We start from the raw sequence: 19,236 nt of genomic DNA on the forward strand, positions 1-19,236 counted from the left end.
GAACATTCTCAAAAGTTCTAGTATGCTTATAGCAAACGAAAAAGAGGAAGTAGGTTGGCTTAAGTGAAGAAATCTGTCCCATCAATGGTCAAAGATCAAAAGCTCATAAAAAAACGGCGTGAACAAATGATCAAGGGTGCCGTTCGGTTATTTAAGCAAAAAGGATTTCACAAAACAACAACAAGAGAGATTGCGAAAGAATCCGGTTTTAGCATCGGCACTCTCTATGAATATATTGGTTCCAAAGAAGATGTGCTCTATTTAGTTTGTGACGCGATCTATGACGAGGTTAAAGACCGACTTGTCACTCAGCTCGATTCTAGTAGCAAAGGGATGACCAAATTAAAACGGGCCATTACAGCTTATTTTCAAGTCATACATGACATGCAGGATGAAGTATTAGTCATGTATCAAGAAGTAAAATCACTACCTAAAGAAGCTTTGTCCTATGTTTTGCAAAAGGAAATAGAAATGACTGAAATGATTGAGCATATTTTAAAAGACTCTCTAGCAGAAGAAGGAATTCTTCTCCCTGATAGTCAAGCAAAGTTAATCGCTCATAATATATTAGTTCAAGCACATATGTGGACGTTTAGAAGATGGTCGATTCAAAAGCTCTATGGGCTAAAAGAATATACCGAATTACAAATTGAGCAGCTGCTTCATGGAGTTTATCGTCCTAATTAAAAGGAGGAGTTAGATGGAAACAGCAAAATATCAGCCGGAACATCCGATTCGTTATGTGACGGCTTCTAGTTTGTTTGATGGTCACGATGCGTCTATTAATATAATGCGAAGAATTTTACAAGCGAGCGGTGCCGAGGTTATTCATCTTGGCCATAACCGTTCCGTGGACGAGATTGTAAGCGTTGCCATTCAAGAGGATGTTCAAGGTATTGCGATCTCCTCTTATCAAGGCGGTCATGTAGAATTTTTCAAGTATTGCTATGATCTATTACAAGAAAAAGGAGCAGGTCATATTCGCATTTACGGTGGAGGTGGAGGTGTGATTACCCCTCCTGAGATAGATGAGCTTCACCAATACGGAATCGCTCGAATCTTTTCTCCAGAAGATGGCCGTAAGCACGGTTTGCAAGGCATGATTGACCAAATGCTAAAGGAATGTGATTTCCCAACTGTTGAGCAAGTTGAAAATGAAATTTCGGAATTGAAAAATCAAAATAAACGTGCGATCGCAAGGTGTATTACACTTGCCGAACAATATACTGACCAGAAAAAAGAGACAACATCTAATCTTTCGCAAGCTTTAAATGAAATTAAACAGCTTGCAGCGGATGTACCTGTTCTAGGGATAACTGGTACGGGTGGTGCAGGAAAAAGTTCACTAACTGATGAGTTAGTAAGACGGTTTCTGAATGAATTTCAAGAAAAAACGATTGCAATTCTATCAATTGATCCAACGAAACAAAAAACAGGTGGAGCATTGCTTGGTGACCGAATTCGTATGAACTCGATTCATGATCCAAGAGTGTTTATGCGCAGCTTAGCAACAAGGGGATCTCGCACGGAAATTTCAGCAAGTATTTATGAGGCAGTTTCTGTCGTTAAGGCAGCAGGGTATGATTTAATCATTATTGAGACGAGTGGAATTGGGCAAGGAGATGCAGAAATTGCCGAGATTGCTGATGTTTCATTATATGTGATGACGAGTGAATACGGAGCTCCTTCGCAGTTAGAGAAAATTGATATGATTGATTTTGCAGATGTGATTGCGATTAATAAGTTTGATCGAAAAGGTTCAGAAGATGCCCTGCGCCATGTGCGGAAGCAGTATCAGCGTAGTCGTAACCAGTTTGAAGAGCCGCTTGAAAACATGCCTGTTTATGGGACAATTGCCAGTCAGTTTAATGATATAGGTACAAATACGCTTTTCGCTGCGCTTATTAACGTAATTGCAACCAAGTGTCAAAGAGACTGGAAAACGACGATTGCGACAAGTGCCGATGTGATTAAACAAAATGTGATCATTCCACCTGAACAAACTCAATATTTACGAGACATTGTTCATACAGTTAGAAGCTATAAGAGGCAAACGAAGGAACAAGAGGAAATAGCGAGAAAACTGTTTCAAATAACCGGAACGATTGAAGCGGTAACGGAGCATGGGCAAGCAACTGAGGAAATGATTAAGATGCTTGATAATACGAAAGCATTTTACGAACAACAGCTTCATCCAAGCTGTAAAGCCATTCTTGAAAATTGGAAAACACTAAAAGAAACGTACAGCAAAGATCAACTTGTGACGAAAATTCGAGATAAAGAAATGGTTACAGAACTGACGACAGAAAGTTTATCAGGCCTTCGCATCCCGAAAGTAGCTCTACCGAAATTTGAGGACTGGGGAGAGATCGTGAAATGGTCGATGGAGGAGAATGTACCAGGGGCTTTTCCGTTCACGGCTGGAGTGTTTCCGTTTAAGCGTAAAGGTGAGGACCCGAAACGGCAGTTTGCAGGGGAAGGAACACCGGAGCGAACGAATCGCCGTTTTCATTACCTTTCAAAGGATGATGAAGCGAAGCGCTTAAGTACAGCTTTTGACTCCGTGACGTTATACGGTGAAGATCCAGATTATCGTCCTGATATCTACGGAAAAGTCGGGGAAAGTGGCGTTAGTATTTGTACGCTCGAAGATATGAAGAAGCTTTACGCGGGCTTTGACTTAACGGCGCCATCCACATCAGTTTCAATGACTATTAACGGTCCTGCACCGATTTTGCTTGCGATGTTCATGAATACAGCGATTGACCAGCAAATGGAGCTCTTCAAAAGTGAGCACGGCCGAACTCCTTCTGAGCAAGAAGAAGCCGAGATTAAAGCGACAACGTTGAAAACCGTTAGAGGAACAGTTCAGGCTGATATTTTAAAAGAAGATCAAGGACAAAACACTTGCATTTTCTCAACGGAATTTGCGCTTAGAATGATGGGGGATATTCAGCAATATTTTATTGATCATGACGTGAGAAACTACTATTCCGTTTCTATTTCTGGTTATCACATTGCTGAAGCTGGTGCGAACCCGATTTCGCAATTGGCGTTTACCCTTGCTAACGGGTTTACGTATATTGAATACTACTTAAGCCGAGGAATGGATATTAATAAGTTTGCTCCAAATCTGTCCTTTTTCTTTAGCAATGGACTTGATCCTGAATACACCGTCATCGGTCGAGTGGCGAGAAGAATTTGGTCTACGGTCATGAAAAATAAATATAAAGGCAATGAACGAAGTCAAAAACTTAAATATCATATTCAAACATCGGGGCGTTCACTGCACGCACAGGAAATTGACTTCAATGATATCCGGACGACGCTACAGGCGTTAATGGCAATCTACGATAATTGTAATTCGCTTCACACAAACGCTTATGATGAAGCCATTACAACACCTACTGAAAACTCAGTAAGAAGAGCGATGGCGATTCAAATGATTATTTCAAAAGAGTTAGGGTTAGCGAAAAATGAAAATTCGTTGCAAGGTTCTTTTATTATCGAAGAGCTAACGAACCTTGTTGAAGAAGCTGTCCTTGAAGAATTAGAAAGAATTAATGATCGTGGTGGCGTATTAGGAGCGATGGAAACCCAGTATCAACGAAGTAAAATTCAAGAAGAATCAATGTTTTATGAGATGAAAAAGCATACAGGCGAACTCCCAATTATCGGTGTGAATACTTACTTAAATCCGAACCAAGACGAGGAAGAAGACTTTGATCTAGAGTTAGCAAGAGCAACAAAAGAAGAAAAAGAACAACAAATCCAACACCTAAGAGCATTCCAACAAACACACCAACAACAAACAACAAAAGCGCTAAAACAACTCCAACAAGTAGCGATTCAAGGAGGAAATATCTTTGAAGAACTAATGGACACCGTAAAAGTAGCTAGCTTAGGCCAAATAACAGGAGCCTTGTACGAAGTCGGAGGAAAATATCGCCGGAATATGTAGGAGAACAGAGGTAGGGCAAAGGGTTTTATAATGATAATTCGCATAAAAGAGGCCACTGAGTATAGGTGTAAACATACCTTTTTCAGTGGTCTTGCTTTTGGCCTGGAAGAAGATTACGTATTTTACTCTGTAATGTTGTTTAATTAAAAAGTATTTTAAGTAAAGATTGTAGCTCTATAAGAGTTTTTTCTCCTAGTGAAATGAAGCGGAAGTCACTCGACTCCTGCGGGATCAAGAGGTAAAGGCGAGACCCCACAGGCGTAGCCGAGGAGGCTCGGCACCTCCCCGCGGAAAGCGAGTGACTGCAGCGCAATGGAACGAACATGTCAAGACAGTAAGCACCCCATAAATACGCATCTACTCCAACTTGCAAATCAATTCAACCTTCAGTATTAAGGAGATTTTATTGAAAATTGAACTTTTCCTATGGTACAGCTCTTTTCATTCTAGCCATTTTTTGTATAATGATAGGTAACAAGTAGTAGGTAGGTAGGTGCGGTCAGTTGATGAACAGAGAGCTTTACAAGCGCTATATGAATCAAGAAATTAAACGAGATTTGCTTGATAGTGACGGGATCCTACTGTTGAAAAAAGGATCGATCCTAACAGAATCCATGCTCTCAAAACTAAATGTAGGAATTGACAGAATTGAATATGTAACGCAGTCGAGCGAAACTAGGCAAGGCTACAATCGACTCTTAACAGGAACGGTAAAGGAAGTAAGAGAAATCTTTCGAAAAGTAAAATCGAACAAAAAAGAAATCAACCGAATTGAACTAACAATATTACCAACTGTAGAAGAATTAGCTCAGGAACAAAGATTGTCGCTTCTATTAGAAGGGATTTTAGGGAAAGATGATTATACGTATCGCCATAATATTGGAGTGGCGATTTTATCGTCGATGTTAGCGCGTTGGCTTCATTTTTCAGAAAGTGATATTCAGCTTGTTACCCTTGGAGGGTTGCTACATGATATTGGTAAAATTCAGGTTGATGATTATATCTTAACTAAACCAGGGCGTTTGACGAAAGAAGAATACGAAGCCATTCAACAGCATCCTAGTTACGGGTATCAAATATTAAAAGAGCATTCGACCTACAGTGAAGTGATTCGGTTAATGGCGCTTGAACATCATGAACGTGAAGATGGATCAGGCTATCCACATCAAAAAATGGCAGATGACATTCATCCATTTTCTAAAATAATTGCAGTCGCAGATGTTTTTCATGCGATGACTTCTGATCGTGTATATAGGAGAGGCCATGCGTTATATGATGTTTTAAAACAGATGAAGGAAGATGCTTTTGGGAAACTAGAGCCTTCGTATGTTTATACGTTTATTCAAAAGTTAATGGAGCTGTCGATTGGCAATCAAGCCATTTTGAGTAATGGACAAATTGTCGAAGTGGTTTTTATCTATCCTGATGAACCATTTAATCCGTTAGTTCGCTGTAACGAGCAGTTAATAGATTTAAGATCGAGTGAGTTGAAAATGAAACAACTGTTAACGGTAGAAGGCTAAAGATAAGAATTTAATAATCTTCTAATTGTTTTATATGGAGGAACTAGCATAATCATTGAAAATGTGTTTATAATGAAAAGTATGCTAATTGTCATGTGAGAGTTAATACATAGAAGATTGATTGAAAGGACGTGCAGCCCGTGAGCTTAAAAGCAATGGATAAAGAAGAATTGCTAGAAATGTCTATGGTTGAAATTGCGTTTGAAATTATGAAAGAATCAAAAAAGCCATTTGATTATTATGAACTTTTTAGACAAGTTGGCCAAATGAAAGAGATGTCAGAAGAACAACTAAATGAACGTATCTCTTTTCTATATACAGATATGAATATAGACGGCAGATTCCATTCACTAGGAGATAACAGATGGGGTTTAAAGAGCTGGTATGCACTTGAGCAAGCAGAAGAAGAAATTACTACTCCTGTTAAGCCTCGTAAAAAAGCAAAAGCAGATCTGGATGATATCGACACAATGGATGACGATTTCGAAGATTATGAAGATGAATATGAAGATCTTGAAGATGAACTTGACGAAATCGCTGACGAAGAAGATGTTGATGCTGATGAGTTTGATGATACCGACACTGAAAAATTAGATGCGATTGATTCAGACGACGATGAGGAAGATTTAGAAGAAGATTTTGAAGACGAAGAGATTTAACGTAAACTATGATTTCCTTCATATCGCTCTTGACTTCTAGTTCTAATCTAGGTAGAATCATTTAGGGCTTAAGAAAATCTATACGTTAATGAGACATAAAAACAAAAGTGCGCCCCCTTCTAAAAGGGAGAGCTGTCACTTTTGTTTTTTTTATTTTATATAGTACACCCTAAGAAGAGAATTTTTCATATACAAGCAAGGGAGACGAAAAAATGGCGACAACTAAGTATATTTTTGTAACCGGTGGCGTTGTGTCATCACTTGGAAAAGGAATTACAGCGGCTTCGTTAGGACGCTTATTAAAAAATCGTGGGCTTAAAGTAACGATTCAAAAATTTGATCCTTATATTAACGTGGATCCTGGAACAATGAGTCCTTATCAACATGGTGAAGTATTCGTAACTGATGATGGTGCGGAAACAGACTTAGATCTAGGTCATTATGAGCGTTTCATTGATATTAATTTAAGTCAAAATAGTAACGTTACAACAGGACGAGTGTATTCAACGGTGTTAAAGAAAGAACGTCGTGGAGATTATCTAGGTGGAACAGTTCAAGTAATTCCACATGTGACGAACGAAATTAAAGAGCGTGTTTTTAGAGCTGGGCGTGAAACTGCAGCAGATGTTGTTATTACAGAAATCGGTGGAACCGTTGGGGACATCGAAAGTTTGCCTTTTCTTGAAGCAATTCGCCAAATTAAAAGCGATGTAGGATTTGACAACGTTATGTACGTACACTGTACACTGATTCCTTATTTAAAAGCAGCTGGTGAGATGAAATCAAAACCAACTCAACACAGTGTAAAAGAGCTTCGCAGTCTTGGAATTCAACCAAATGTCATTGTTGTTCGTACAGAAATGCCTGTTCCACAAGACATGAAAGAAAAAATTGCGTTATTCTGTGATATTGACAAAAATGCAGTAATTGAAGCACGTGATGCCGATACTCTTTATCAAGTACCACTAGATCTGCAAGCACAGAAGTTTGACCAAATTGTTTGTAAACATTTAAAACTTGAGTGCAAAACAGCTGATATGACGGAGTGGACGGCGTTAGTTGAAAAAGTTCAAAATTTATCTCAAAAAGTGACGATTGCCCTTGTTGGTAAATACGTTTCCTTGCAAGATGCTTATTTGTCTGTTGCCGAATCATTACGCCACGCCGGTTATGCATATGATGCTGATATTGAGATTCAATGGATTGATGCTGAAAAAGTAACCGATGAGAATGTTGCTGAATTAGTTGGATCTGCAGATGGAATTTTAGTTCCTGGTGGCTTCGGTGATCGAGGCGTAGAAGGGAAAATTTCAGCGATTCGCTATGCTCGCGAAAACAAAGTTCCTTTCCTAGGAATTTGTCTTGGAATGCAATTAGCGTCGATTGAATATGCACGTAACGTCCTTGGTTTAACAGGAGCGCATTCAGCTGAGTTAAATCCAGATACGCCATATCCAATTATTGATTTGCTTCCTGAGCAAAAAGACATTGAAGATATGGGTGGAACACTTCGTCTAGGTTTATTCCCTTGTAAGCTGACAGAAGGATCTGTTGCCTATGCAACATATAACGAGGAAATTGTGTACGAGCGTCATCGTCACCGTTATGAGTTCAACAATGAATACCGTGAGCAAATGGAAAAAGCAGGTTTCATTTTCTCTGGGACAAGTCCAGATGGAAGACTTGTGGAAATTATTGAAATTGAGGATCATCCTTATTTCATCGCTTCACAGTTCCATCCTGAATTTAAATCAAGACCAACTCGTCCTCAACCACTATTCAGAGAGTTTATTGGAGCATCTTTGAAGAAGTAATCATAAAAAAACTGCTGAGCACTCAGGCTCAGCAGTTTTCTTTCATACATAACCGTTATTTATACTCACTTAGAAACTCGACGATTAATAAGTGAAGGCAGAAATAAGTGTAGAGCGCCAGGATAGAAGCTGGAAAACCAATACGGTCTCCGTCATCTGTTGGAACAAGACCTCCGCTAAGTTGCAGGTCCAAGTGGATATCGACCCAATCTGTCCAAAGTTTCTTGCTTGAATCTTTCTTCTCAGCTGTTAAGCCGACAATTAAGACTCCTTTTTCAGATACTCGTTCCACAAGACTTACCATTTCAGGGTCATGTGCTTCTCTAGAAAGTAAAAACACGCGATCTGCAGAATCAAGCTCTGCCATATTTCCTTTTTCAAATAAAGGCAATACGTTGCTTAGATGCTCTTTGCCATAAAGCGCTTCAGCTGCGATTGCGACCATTTCATCTTTTCCAAATATATAAACGTTTCCATCACCTATTAGAGCTTGGCTGAGTAAACGTGCAGCGTCTTCAAGGATAAGTTCATCAATGGAATTTTTCATTAAACCAATTAATTGTGTGGTAAATATTTTCTGCAAAAAAAACCCTCCTTCTAACAAAACTAAGTAAAAGCATTATAACGTACTACCGAGAGGATAAAAAGGATATCAATCGACAGTGTTAGACAACCTTGTCGGACGATTCCTGTCAGGGACAGAAAAAGAATGCAGGATTTAAAGGGGAAAATGACGAATATATACTACTTGTCAGAAAGTGTGTGAATGTTTAGCTTAAGATAAAATGATAGAACAAATACACACAAAATTTGAAAGGAGAGTGAACTAATATGAAAAAAATATTAGTGGTAGATGACCAATACGGAATTCGCGTATTGCTTTGTGAAATTTTACAAAAAGATGGATATGAATTATTTGATGCAGCAAATGGGGTGCAAGCTCTAAAGATAGTTGACAAGGAAAAACCAGACCTTGTATTGCTTGATATGAAAATTCCGGGCATGGATGGACTTGAAATCTTAAAACGAATTAAAGAAGACAATCCACAAGTTGACGTAATTATGATGACAGCTTACGGAGAATTAAATCTAATCAATGAAGCGATGAGTCTTGGTGCAATTACTCACTTTGCAAAACCATTTGATATTGATGATATTCGTGAAGTAATTAAGAATAGCTTAGCTGTTTCATAAAATCTTCCAGAATAAAACGCTTACTTAAGAAAAGTTTCAGAAACCTTTCAGAAACACGTGTATTTTAAATGGATTATGCTATAATGAACTCGTTCAATAATAGAGCATTGCATAGATGAATCTTGATTTTAACAAGGCTTTTCATACATAGAAAATGGGATAATTGCTTAGGCAATCGGGTACCTTGTTAATAGATGTGCGACGTTGTCGTAATCTATAATGGCTCTAAAAATGGAGGAGGAAGTAGAATGCCTTTAGTTTCAATGAAAGACATGCTTAACAAAGCAAAGGCAGAAGGTTATGCAGTTGGTCAATTCAACTTAAATAACCTTGAGTTTACACAAGCAATTTTACAAGCAGCTGAGGAAGAGAAATCTCCTGTAATCTGTGGTGTATCTGAAGGTGCAGCACGTTACATGGGTGGTTTTAAAACAGTTGTTGCTATGGTTAAAGCGCTAATGGAAGATTACAACGTAACGGTTCCTGTTGCGATTCACTTAGACCATGGTTCAAGCTTTGAGAAATGTGTAGAAGCAATTCACGCTGGTTTTACTTCAGTAATGATTGATGGTTCTCATCATCCATTAGAAGAAAACATCGCAATCACAAAGCAAGTTGTAGCTGTTGCTCATACTCTTGGAGTATCTGTTGAAGCTGAGCTTGGCCGTATTGGTGGACAAGAAGACGATTTAATCGTTGACGATGCTGATGCTGCTTATGCAATTCCTGCTGAGTGTAAAGAATTAGTAGAAGCAACAGGAGTAGATTGTTTTGCTCCAGCTCTTGGTTCAGTTCATGGTCCTTACAAAGGTGAGCCAAATCTTGGTTTTGACCGCATGAAAGAAATTGACGAACTTGTTGGTATTCCTCTTGTTCTACATGGTGGTACAGGTATCCCGACTGCTGACATTAAAAAAGCAATTGAGTTTGGACATGCTAAAATCAACGTAAATACTGAAAGCCAAATTTCTTCTGCAGCTGCAGTTCGTGAAACTCTTGCTGCTAAGCCAAACGAATATGATCCTCGTAAATACTTAGGACCTGCTCGTGACGCAATTAAAGAAACGGTTAAAGGTAAAATGCGTGAGTTTGGATCTTCAAACAAAGCTTAATATAGAAAAAAAGTTAAAAGCAGTTCAACATGAGCTGCTTTTAACTTACATTTGAAATAACTTAATTTTCAAAATTAAAAATTTGTAAACGCTTCGATTAAAATCGACAAAATTCGAACGGGGGAAATAACCATGAAATTTTTTATTGATACGGCAAATGTAGAGGAAATTAAAGAAGCAAAGTCTTTAGGAATCTTAGCAGGTGTTACAACAAATCCATCTCTTGTGGCAAAAGAGGGCGTTGATTTTCATGACCGTTTAAGAGAAATCACAAGCATTGTTACAGAAGAATCTGTAAGTGCAGAAGTGATTGCACTTGACGCGGAAGGCATGATTGCAGAAGGAAAGGAATTAGCTGCTATTGCGCCTAATATTACAGTGAAAGTACCAATGACAACAGAAGGCTTAAAAGCGGTCCACGCTTTTTCTGAGCTTGGTATCACAACAAACGTAACATTAGTATTCTCAGGTGTTCAAGCTTTGTTAGCTGCAAGAGCTGGCGCTACTTATGTTTCTCCTTTCCTAGGAAGACTTGATGACATTGGTCAAAATGGTCTTGAACTTATTACAGAAATCGTTGATATCTTTGAAACTCATAAAATCCCAACACAAATCATTGCAGCTTCAGTCAGACACCCCATCCATGTAACCGAATCAGCACGTTTAGGCGCACATATTGCTACAATTCCATTTAAAGTCATTCAACAACTTAGTAAGCACCCATTAACAGACCAAGGAATTGAGAAATTTTTAGCTGATTGGCAAGCCCGCTAAAGACAAGCCATAACCGCACCCACTGGAAATCTTTCCTTTTTTCCGTTACAATCATACACAGAATAACACGTTACATTTTCATGGATATGGTTATAATGGAAGTAGAGAAAGATTACTATTGTGTCTTGAAGAAGCACCAATGGAAGGGATGCGGTTATGGATAAATTAATGATTGAAGGCGGATATCCTTTAGAAGGTACAGTACAAATTAGTGGAGCGAAAAATAGCGCGGTCGCTTTAATTCCAGCTGCGATACTAGCTGATTCACTTGTTACCATTGACAACCTACCCGAAATTTCTGATGTTCAGTTACTAGCAGAGCTATTAAGAGAAATTGGTGGAGAAGTAGAGTTAGGCAAACATGAAATTACAGTTAATCCTGAAAATATGATTGCCATGCCTCTGCCAAACGGAAAAGTGAAGAAGCTAAGAGCTTCTTATTACTTAATGGGAGCTATGCTCGGTAAATTTAAAAAAGCAGTGATCGGATTGCCAGGTGGTTGTAATCTTGGACCAAGACCGATTGACCAACATATAAAAGGCTTTGAGGCACTAGGGGCTCGTGTAACGAATGAACAAGGCGCTATCTATTTAAGAGCTGATGAACTTCGCGGCGCACGAATTTATCTAGATGTCGTTAGTGTAGGGGCAACAATCAATATTATGCTTGCCGCTGTTCGAGCAAAAGGTCAAACAATTATTGAAAATGCAGCAAAAGAACCAGAAATCATTGATGTAGCTACTTTGTTAACTAGCATGGGAGCAAAAATCAAAGGTGCTGGGACGAACGTAATCCGAATTGATGGAGTAGATTCACTATCTGGCTGCAGACACTCAATTATCCCTGATCGAATAGAAGCTGGTACGTATATGATTCTAGCTGCTGCTATGGGTCAAAAAGTGATGATCGACAATATTATTCCATACCATGTGGAATCACTCATTGCTAAATTGAGAGAAATGGGCGTCACGATTGAAGAAAAGGACGATCAATTGTTAATACATAACAGCAGGGAGAAAAAAGGTGTCGACATTAAGACATTAGTCTACCCAGGTTTTCCGACTGATCTTCAACAGCCATTTACAAGTTTACTAACACAAGCAGAAGGAACAAGCATTGTTACAGACACAATTTACAACGCGCGTTTTAAACATATAGATGAACTGAGAAGAATGGGAGCCAACGTAAAAGTTGAAGGCCGATCAGCCATCATTAACGGTAAAACCAAGCTACAAGGCGCAAAAGTACGAGCAAGTGACCTCCGCGCAGGAGCTGCACTCATCGTTGCTGGCCTATTAGCCGAAGGAGTAACCGAAATCTCAGGACTTGAACACATCGACCGCGGCTACGCCAACCTAGAAGAAAAACTACTAGGTCTAGGCGCAAAAATCTGGCGCGAAAAAATGACCGAGGAAGAACTAGAACAGGTTAAAAGCTAAAAGCAAATTTAAAAAGGGTGAACTTCCCTTTTTTAATTTGCTGAAGCGCTGAGCTGAACCGCTGCAAGGTTTTAAGCCTTTCTGAGCGAACTTCTCAGAAAGGCGCGCAGCGAGAGAAGCCAGCGCCAGTGCTGAATGATCGCACATAGCAAGGCAGAGGGAGCGAACTTCCCTTTTTTTGTTAGCTGAAGCGATGAGCTGAACCGCTGCAACGATCTTAAGCCTACTTTGAGCGATCTTCTCAAAGAAGGCGCGCAGCGAGAGAAGCCAGCGCCAGTGCTGAATGATCGCACATAGCAGGGCAGAGGGGCGAACAACCTTTTTACAAACTGACACCAAGAGATTCCTAAACTTCATCTTTCTTAAAAAGATTCAAAAAGAATGCTCATATATAAAACAAAGCTCTTTAGAATACAACTGATCTGATCACAGGGGGAAATCGGTATGGAAAGAAGTTTATCAATGGAACTGGTGCGCGTCACAGAAGCCGCAGCACTAGCATCTGGACGTTGGATGGGACGAGGTAACAAGGATGAGGCGGACCGCGCGGCAACTGAAGCGATGCGTGACGTATTTGACACGATTCCTATGAAGGGGACCGTTGTGATTGGTGAAGGGGAAATGGATGAAGCCCCTATGCTTTATATCGGTGAAAAGCTTGGTAACGGCTATGGATCTAGAGTAGACGTTGCAGTTGATCCGCTTGAGGGAACGAATATTGTTGCTTCAGGTCAATGGAATGCTTTAGCTGTACTCGCGATCGCTGATCATGGCAACCTTTTGCATGCTCCAGATATGTACATGGAGAAAATTGCGGTAGGACCTGAAGCTGTCGGTAAAATCGACATTAATGCCCCTGTCATTGAGAATTTAAAAGCAGTGGCTAAAGCAAAAAATAAAGATGTAGAAGACTTAGTTGTTGCGATTTTGAACCGCGAACGTCATGAAAAAATGATTAGTGAAATTCGTCAAGCGGGTGCTAGAATTAAGTTGCTATCTGATGGTGATGTTGCAGCCGCTATTAACACAGCATTTGGAGATACGGGCGTTGATATTATGCTTGGTTCAGGTGGTGCACCTGAAGGAGTTATTGCAGCTGTCGGTTTAAAATGCTTAGGCGGTGAACTTCAAGGAAAGTTGTTACCTGCCAATGAGGAAGAGCTAGAGCGATGTTTGAAAATGGGCATCACCGATGTAAATAAAGTACTATTCATGGATGATCTTGTTTCCGGAGATGATTGTATTTTCGCAGCAACAGGAGTAACAGATGGAGAATTGCTAAAAGGTGTTCGCTATCACGGAAGTGTCGCAACGACTCAATCACTCGTCATGCGAGCAAAATCAGGAACAGTTCGCTTTGTAGACGGCAAACACAGCATGAAAAAGAAACCAGACCTGGTCATTCGTTAATAAAGAAATGAAGGAAAGCTCAAAGTACAAATAAAGCTTTCCTTTTCTTTTTGTGTCTAAACTTCTTTCAATGAATGTTGTTATTGACTATTCCACAAAAGTGGAATGGAGCGGAAGGCCCTTGACTCCTGCGGGAAAAGAGGAAAGGGCAAGACTACACAGACGAATGTAGTGGGGGCTTGGCTTACTCCCCGCGGAAAGCAAGGAGGTCACTGGAAAAACCCTTGAAAGTTTACTCAAGGAAGCAGCAATGGCTCCACGCGTTGCGCGCCTGCTATGAGAAACCCACTCATAGCAGGCTTAAGAGAGCTTGCAACGGTTCCGCTCATTGCTTAGAGGCCACTGAGAAAAGGTGAAAAACGCACCTTTTTCAGTGGCCTTGAAGCAAGGGTCTGCAGCGTAATGGAACGGACCACGTAAGGAAGGTAACTAAGAAAAGGATATAAAGTCAGTCTTAAAAAAAGTCTAAACTTGAATAACCTCAGCATTTATGGTTAAAATATATGTAACTGTGTTTTACCTTAAAACAACTATCACCGTTTTCTCTCCAGAATCTCCATTCTATTTTTACAATGCAATGACTATTCCAAAAACAATCCGTAAACAAGAATGTAGAATTTTAAAATTAAAAAAAACATGATCTATATCTTTATGTAGATTGATAAATTAAGAAGCGTGGTGTAACAATGGGAGTGCATATCTCAGATTTAGAAAATATGAAGCTGAAAGAACTTTATGAACTTGCTAGGGAGTATAAAGTTTCTTACTACAGCAAATTGACGAAAAAAGAGTTAATTTTTGCCATTTTAAAAGGACAGGCTGAACAAGACGGTTTAATGTTTATGGAAGGGGTCTTGGAAATTATTCAGACTGAGGGCTTTGGTTTCTTACGACCAATTAATTACAGGTCCAGTTCTGAAGATATTTACATTTCGGCTTCTCAAATCAGACGTTTTGATTTAAGAAACGGAGATAAAGTATCAGGTAAAGTAAGACCGCCAAAAGAAAATGAACGTTATCACGGACTTTTACATGTAGAAGCTGTAAACGGTGATGCTCCTGAAACTTCAAGAGAACGTCCTCATTTCCCTGCTCTAACTCCACTTTATCCTGAAGTGAAAATTAATCTTGAAACAGCTCCAGGAAGAGTTTCTTCTCGAATTATTGATATGATTTCACCAGTTGGATTCGGACAACGTGGGTTAATTGTTGCTCCTCCAAAAGCAGGTAAAACATCATTGATGAAAGAAGTAGCCAATAGCATAGCGGAAAACCACCCGGATGTTGAGTTAATTGTGTTATTAATTGATGAGCGTCCTGAGGAAGTAACTGATATTGAACGTTCTGTTAAAGCCGAAGTAGTTAGCTCAACGTTTGATGAAGTTCCAGAAAATCATATTAAAGTAGCAGAACTCGTGTTAGAAAGAGCGATGCGTCTTGTTGAGCATAAAAAAGACGTTGTCATCTTAATGGATAGTATTACCCGCTTAGCGAGAGCTTACAATTTAGTTATTCCACCAAGTGGTCGTACATTATCAGGAGGGATTGACCCTGCGGCATTCCACCGTCCGAAACGTTTCTTTGGTGCTGCTCGTAATATTGAGGAAGGCGGAAGTTTAACGATTTTGGCTACAGCTTTAGTGGAAACAGGATCACGTATGGATGACGTTATTTACGAGGAATTTAAAGGAACAGGTAACATGGAGTTACACCTTGACCGTAAATTGGCAGAACGCCGTATCTTCCCATCAATTGATATTCGTCGTTCAGGAACACGTAAAGAAGAATTACTTATGCCTAAAAATCAGTTAGATAAATTATGGGCAATTCGTAAAACAATGAGCGATTCACCAGAATTTGTCGACCACTTTATTAAACGTGTGAGAGAAACGAAAACAAATGTTGATTTCTTTGAGGCGATGGAAGAAGAAATGAATCGCAACAAAAAACGCTAATAAAAGCAATTGGTTGAAAATGGAGTTGCTTTTTCTCTGTTAGCTTGATATAATTTCGACATGTGTGATTTAGAAATTCTGTTTCGAAAAGATTCAGGGCAAAGGAGATGACTATTATGAAACAAGATATCCACCCAAAATATCAAAAAGTGGTATTTCAGGATACAAGCACTGGTTTCAAGTTTTTAACAGGTTCTACTAAAGGATCTGCTGAAACAATTGAATGGGAAGATGGTAACACATACCCACTTCTTAAAGTAGAAGTAAGTGCAGATTCTCACCCGTTCTACACTGGTAAGCAGAAGCTTAACGATGTTGGCGGACGTGTAGACAAGTTCAAGAAGAAATACAAAATGAAGTAAAATTGGATAGGCAAACAGGCAAGCGCGCAGCTCTTGCCTGTTTTTTTTGCAAAAAGTTCGTTTTTAAGTGCTTTAGCACATACTATATAGATCTTTAAATTTGTTGGATAAATCTTTGCAGTGTGGGGGAATTAAGATGCATGTCATGAAACAAGAAGGCTGGGTTGAAATCATTTGTGGAAGTATGTTCTCAGGCAAATCAGAAGAACTAATCAGAAGAGTTCGAAGAGTTAGCTTTGGGAAACTGAACGTGCAAGTGTTTAAGCCGGAACTTGATAACCGTTATAGTGAAGAAGAGGTGGTATCACATAATGGAACGAAGGTAATGGCAACGCCAGTGAAAAAGTCTGTAGATATATTAGAGCTCATTAAGGCAGACACTCAAGTTGTGGCTATCGATGAAGTTCAATTTTTCGATGAAGACATCATTGCCGTAGTCAATGAGCTTGCGAACAGCGGAATTCGTGTGATCTGCGCAGGGCTTGATCAAGATTTTCGTGGTGAGCCGTTCGGTCCGATTCAGCCATTAATGGCATTAGCTGAGGAAGTGACGAAACTTCAAGCCGTTTGTCCTGGTTGTGGTTCGCCTGCAAGTCGTACTCAGCGTCTTATTAACGGAAAGCCAGCTGCTTACACAGATCCGATTATTCTTGTTGGTGCATCAGAATCTTATGAACCACGCTGTCGTCATTGTCATGAAGTACCGGGACGCCCGCAGTTAAAAGTAGCGATTCAGTCTGGTCAACTTTAACAGTCAAATCACCATATTCACGGGACATACTATAAAGGCAACCCCATTTTGTTTTTTTCTTGGAGGTGCTTTGGTATGAACAAAAAATGGTTAAGTTGTTTGGCTGTCGGGATGCTGCTTGCCACTGGTTGTAATGATCCAGAGCCGCCACAGGCACAAGTGCAAGCACTAGGAAATACAGGTGCGAATCAAAATCAATTAATGGACAGGCTCGGCCATGGCTTGGTTGGGCATGGACCACTAAACGATTTAAGTTACAATCGTAAGCATGTTTCCTATGTTCAAGAAAGTGAATTTAACCGTGGGACAAGCTATATCACTCCTCAAAGTGCTCGTAGAACATTAGAGAGTGATCAGCAGTTGATTCATGACATTATTGAAGGTGAACATGGCATGGATGCTGGAATGGTAATTCTTGCCGGAAGTCATGCTTTTGTAAATGTAACACCACCGAAAGACATGGATGCAGATGACAAGAAAAAAGAAATGGGAAAATTAAAACGTTCTCTTCTTTTAGAAGTTCCGCGTTATCGAGTTCATATTACTGAAAAGGACGCCTAGAGGCGTCTTTTTTATGAGAAGAGAACTATGTCGAATTATAGCCTGGGAAATAGTTGCTATTTTAAGTAATAGAGGCGGTCTTTTTTCGTGCCAGTAAAAGCTCAGGCTGGATTGACTGAAAAATTAACTATCATAAGTGAAATATTAGTTCTTACTAAAGATAAATTATATTTAATCGCGGAAGATTTTTTAAATAGCGATTCAGAAATGAGTAATTACGAATAAAAAGAAATAATAGCGGAATCAAACAAGTTAATTGCGAAAGCCTTCTCCTCGACCAAAGAAATAAGGCCAGGACACTGAATAACCTGACCTCGCCCCATTCCATCCACTCACTTCCGCCGCGCTACTTGCTGTACCGGATCCCATACTCCGTTATAAGGTGGTGCGTAAGCTAAATCTAAATCTTCAAGCTCGGAAACGCGCATTCGGTGATAGAGTGCGGTCGCTAACACATCAATTCGTTTATCGACTCCGGCTTCGCCAATAATCTGTCCGCCTAGCAGTTGCTCGGTTTCGGCGTGGTAACTTAGACGAATATCCATTCTTTTCGGCTCTGGGTAATAACCTGCAATATGAGGTATAGAAGCGGCGATCGTTCGGAAGGGGTAGCCCTCTGCCTTGATTTCAGCTTCCGATAGGCCTGTTCGTGCTAGAGTTAAGTTGAAAAACTTAATGATTGATGTGCCGACAATTCCTTGGAAGGCGCGTGGCTTTCCAATCATAGAGCGTCCGGCAAGTCGACCTTGTTTATTCGCGTGTGTCCCGAGTGGAATGTAATCATCTCGCTCTTTAATTCGGTGATACTGCGTTGCGCAGTCGCCAGCCGCCCAAATATTTTCGATATTTGTTTTCATGAATGCATTCACTTTAATCGCTCCGTTACTGAACAGATGAAGTCCAGTTCCCTTTAGGAATTTTGTGTTCGGAGTCACCCCGATAGCGATGACGACAAGATCTGTTTCGATCGACCCTTTATCTGTAATGACTTCTTGAACTCGGCCATCACCGCTGAAGGATTCAACGGATTCATTAAAACGAAGGGTAATCCCATGCTTTTCAGCTTCCTTATGAATTTTATCTGATAGCTCTTCGTCAAAAATCTTCGCTACTCGCTCGCCGCGTTCAATCATAGTCACTTCTTTTCCTAGCTTAACAAAGTTCTCAGCCATCTCTAGACCGATATACCCACCACCGACAACAACAACTCGAGAAACATCTTTTAGATCATTCATTAAAGCTTTTGTGTCTGGAATCGTCTTAACGGTGTGGATGCCATCTAAATCTAAGCCTTCCCACGGAGGCGTGATTGGACTTGCTCCGGTTGCGATCAACAGTTTGTCATATTCAAGGGTGAAACCGTCTCCTGATACGGTCTGATTAGTAGGATCAACTGAAGTGACTTCATGATGGACGCGAGCATCAATATTGTATTTGTCCCGAAAAGTTTGAACATCACGGGCAATTAACGAGTCGAATGAATCTATCACACCGCCAACAACATATGGCAACCCACATTGCGCGTAGGAATAAATGTCACCCATTTCCAAGGTGGTAATCTCTGCAGAAGAGTCTCCGCGTCTAATTTGCATCGCCGCACTCATGCCAGCTGCATCACCGCCAATAATGATATATTTCATCTCATCACTCCTTTAGTTGTTAGTTTTCCCCATTTTCTTACTAGTTAAGCAAGCAATTGGGTAGACTATATTCGACTCAC

General features: G+C 40.0%; 18 protein-coding genes. 15 read left to right on the top strand and 3 right to left on the bottom strand.

Annotated features, from left to right (window positions below):
• Positions 1–84 precede the first annotated feature (84 nt).
• The 5 genes from JCM9157_RS02860 to pyrG all read left to right on the top strand — a co-directional run bounded on the left by JCM9157_RS02860 (position 85) and on the right by pyrG (position 7,957).
• Entirely contained in the window at positions 85–687 is a 603-nt protein-coding gene (locus tag JCM9157_RS02860) for a TetR/AcrR family transcriptional regulator (protein WP_035662211.1), read from the top strand.
• Between the two features lie 13 nt (positions 688–700).
• Complete coding sequence (gene icmF / locus JCM9157_RS02865) at positions 701–3,961, top strand: fused isobutyryl-CoA mutase/GTPase IcmF (RefSeq protein WP_035661944.1); 3,261 nt, start codon at positions 701–703, stop codon at positions 3,959–3,961.
• A 506-nt stretch (positions 3,962–4,467) separates the two neighbouring features.
• Positions 4,468–5,484, top strand: coding sequence for an HD-GYP domain-containing protein (locus tag JCM9157_RS02870; protein ID WP_052012910.1), 1,017 nt, complete (start codon positions 4,468–4,470; stop codon positions 5,482–5,484).
• A 140-nt stretch (positions 5,485–5,624) separates the two neighbouring features.
• Positions 5,625–6,143: a DNA-directed RNA polymerase subunit delta gene (gene rpoE / locus JCM9157_RS02875; RefSeq protein WP_035661945.1), complete on the top strand. Its 519-nt coding sequence runs from the start codon at positions 5,625–5,627 to the stop codon at positions 6,141–6,143.
• 212 nt (positions 6,144–6,355) lie between these two features.
• Positions 6,356–7,957, top strand: coding sequence for a CTP synthase (pyrG, locus tag JCM9157_RS02880; protein ID WP_035661947.1), 1,602 nt, complete (start codon positions 6,356–6,358; stop codon positions 7,955–7,957).
• 55 nt (positions 7,958–8,012) lie between these two features.
• Here pyrG and JCM9157_RS02885 read toward each other — a convergent pair whose 3' ends face one another.
• Positions 8,013–8,540: a DUF2529 family protein gene (locus tag JCM9157_RS02885; RefSeq protein WP_035661948.1), complete on the bottom strand. Its 528-nt coding sequence runs from the start codon at positions 8,538–8,540 to the stop codon at positions 8,013–8,015.
• A 248-nt stretch (positions 8,541–8,788) separates the two neighbouring features.
• On the opposite strand from JCM9157_RS02885, the gene JCM9157_RS02890 reads away from it, so the two are divergent.
• The 4 genes from JCM9157_RS02890 (at position 8,789) to murA (ending at position 12,477) form a co-directional block, all read left to right on the top strand.
• Positions 8,789–9,151: a response regulator gene (locus JCM9157_RS02890; RefSeq protein ID WP_035661950.1), complete on the top strand. Its 363-nt coding sequence runs from the start codon at positions 8,789–8,791 to the stop codon at positions 9,149–9,151.
• Positions 9,152–9,399: 248 nt separating this feature from the next.
• Positions 9,400–10,263 (top strand): class II fructose-bisphosphate aldolase, encoded by an 864-nt coding sequence (locus tag JCM9157_RS02895; protein ID WP_035661952.1) that lies wholly within the window; start codon positions 9,400–9,402, stop codon positions 10,261–10,263.
• Between the two features lie 132 nt (positions 10,264–10,395).
• On the top strand, positions 10,396–11,037 hold the full coding sequence (fsa, locus tag JCM9157_RS02900) for a fructose-6-phosphate aldolase (RefSeq protein ID WP_035661953.1): 642 nt from the start codon (positions 10,396–10,398) through the stop codon (positions 11,035–11,037).
• 156 nt (positions 11,038–11,193) lie between these two features.
• A complete protein-coding gene (murA, locus tag JCM9157_RS02905) occupies positions 11,194–12,477 on the top strand; it encodes a UDP-N-acetylglucosamine 1-carboxyvinyltransferase (protein WP_035661955.1) in 1,284 nt (427 codons plus the stop codon).
• Here the strand turns inward: murA and JCM9157_RS02910 are convergent.
• Entirely contained in the window at positions 12,457–12,813 is a 357-nt protein-coding gene (locus JCM9157_RS02910) for a hypothetical protein (RefSeq protein ID WP_035661958.1), read from the bottom strand. The genes murA and JCM9157_RS02910 overlap by 21 nt on opposite strands.
• Before the next feature lie 108 nt (positions 12,814–12,921).
• Between JCM9157_RS02910 and glpX the strand changes: the two genes are divergently transcribed.
• The 6 genes from glpX (at position 12,922) to JCM9157_RS24530 (ending at position 17,741) form a co-directional block, all read left to right on the top strand.
• Positions 12,922–13,887: a class II fructose-bisphosphatase gene (gene glpX / locus JCM9157_RS02915; protein ID WP_035661961.1), complete on the top strand. Its 966-nt coding sequence runs from the start codon at positions 12,922–12,924 to the stop codon at positions 13,885–13,887.
• 686 nt (positions 13,888–14,573) lie between these two features.
• Complete coding sequence (gene rho, locus JCM9157_RS02920; RefSeq protein ID WP_035661963.1) at positions 14,574–15,842, top strand: transcription termination factor Rho; 1,269 nt, start codon at positions 14,574–14,576, stop codon at positions 15,840–15,842.
• A gap of 116 nt (positions 15,843–15,958) precedes the next feature.
• Positions 15,959–16,204, top strand: coding sequence for a type B 50S ribosomal protein L31 (locus JCM9157_RS02925; protein WP_035661966.1), 246 nt, complete (start codon positions 15,959–15,961; stop codon positions 16,202–16,204).
• Positions 16,205–16,340: 136 nt separating this feature from the next.
• Positions 16,341–16,955 carry a thymidine kinase gene (locus JCM9157_RS02930; protein ID WP_035661968.1) on the top strand — a complete coding sequence of 205 codons (615 nt, stop codon included), beginning with the start codon at positions 16,341–16,343 and terminating at the stop codon, positions 16,953–16,955.
• Between the two features lie 75 nt (positions 16,956–17,030).
• Positions 17,031–17,516 carry a hypothetical protein gene (locus tag JCM9157_RS02935; RefSeq protein WP_035661971.1) on the top strand — a complete coding sequence of 162 codons (486 nt, stop codon included), beginning with the start codon at positions 17,031–17,033 and terminating at the stop codon, positions 17,514–17,516.
• 87 nt (positions 17,517–17,603) lie between these two features.
• Positions 17,604–17,741 (top strand): hypothetical protein, encoded by a 138-nt coding sequence (locus tag JCM9157_RS24530; RefSeq protein ID WP_156321468.1) that lies wholly within the window; start codon positions 17,604–17,606, stop codon positions 17,739–17,741.
• A 107-nt stretch (positions 17,742–17,848) separates the two neighbouring features.
• Here the strand turns inward: JCM9157_RS24530 and JCM9157_RS02940 are convergent, their stop codons facing one another.
• Positions 17,849–19,156: an FAD-dependent oxidoreductase gene (locus tag JCM9157_RS02940; protein ID WP_035661973.1), complete on the bottom strand. Its 1,308-nt coding sequence runs from the start codon at positions 19,154–19,156 to the stop codon at positions 17,849–17,851.
• Positions 19,157–19,236 lie beyond the last annotated feature (80 nt).

The sequence above is a fragment of the Halalkalibacter akibai JCM 9157 genome, assembly GCF_000513135.1.
GTDB classification, from domain to species: Bacteria; Bacillota; Bacilli; order Bacillales; family Bacillaceae_D; genus Halalkalibacter; species Halalkalibacter akibai.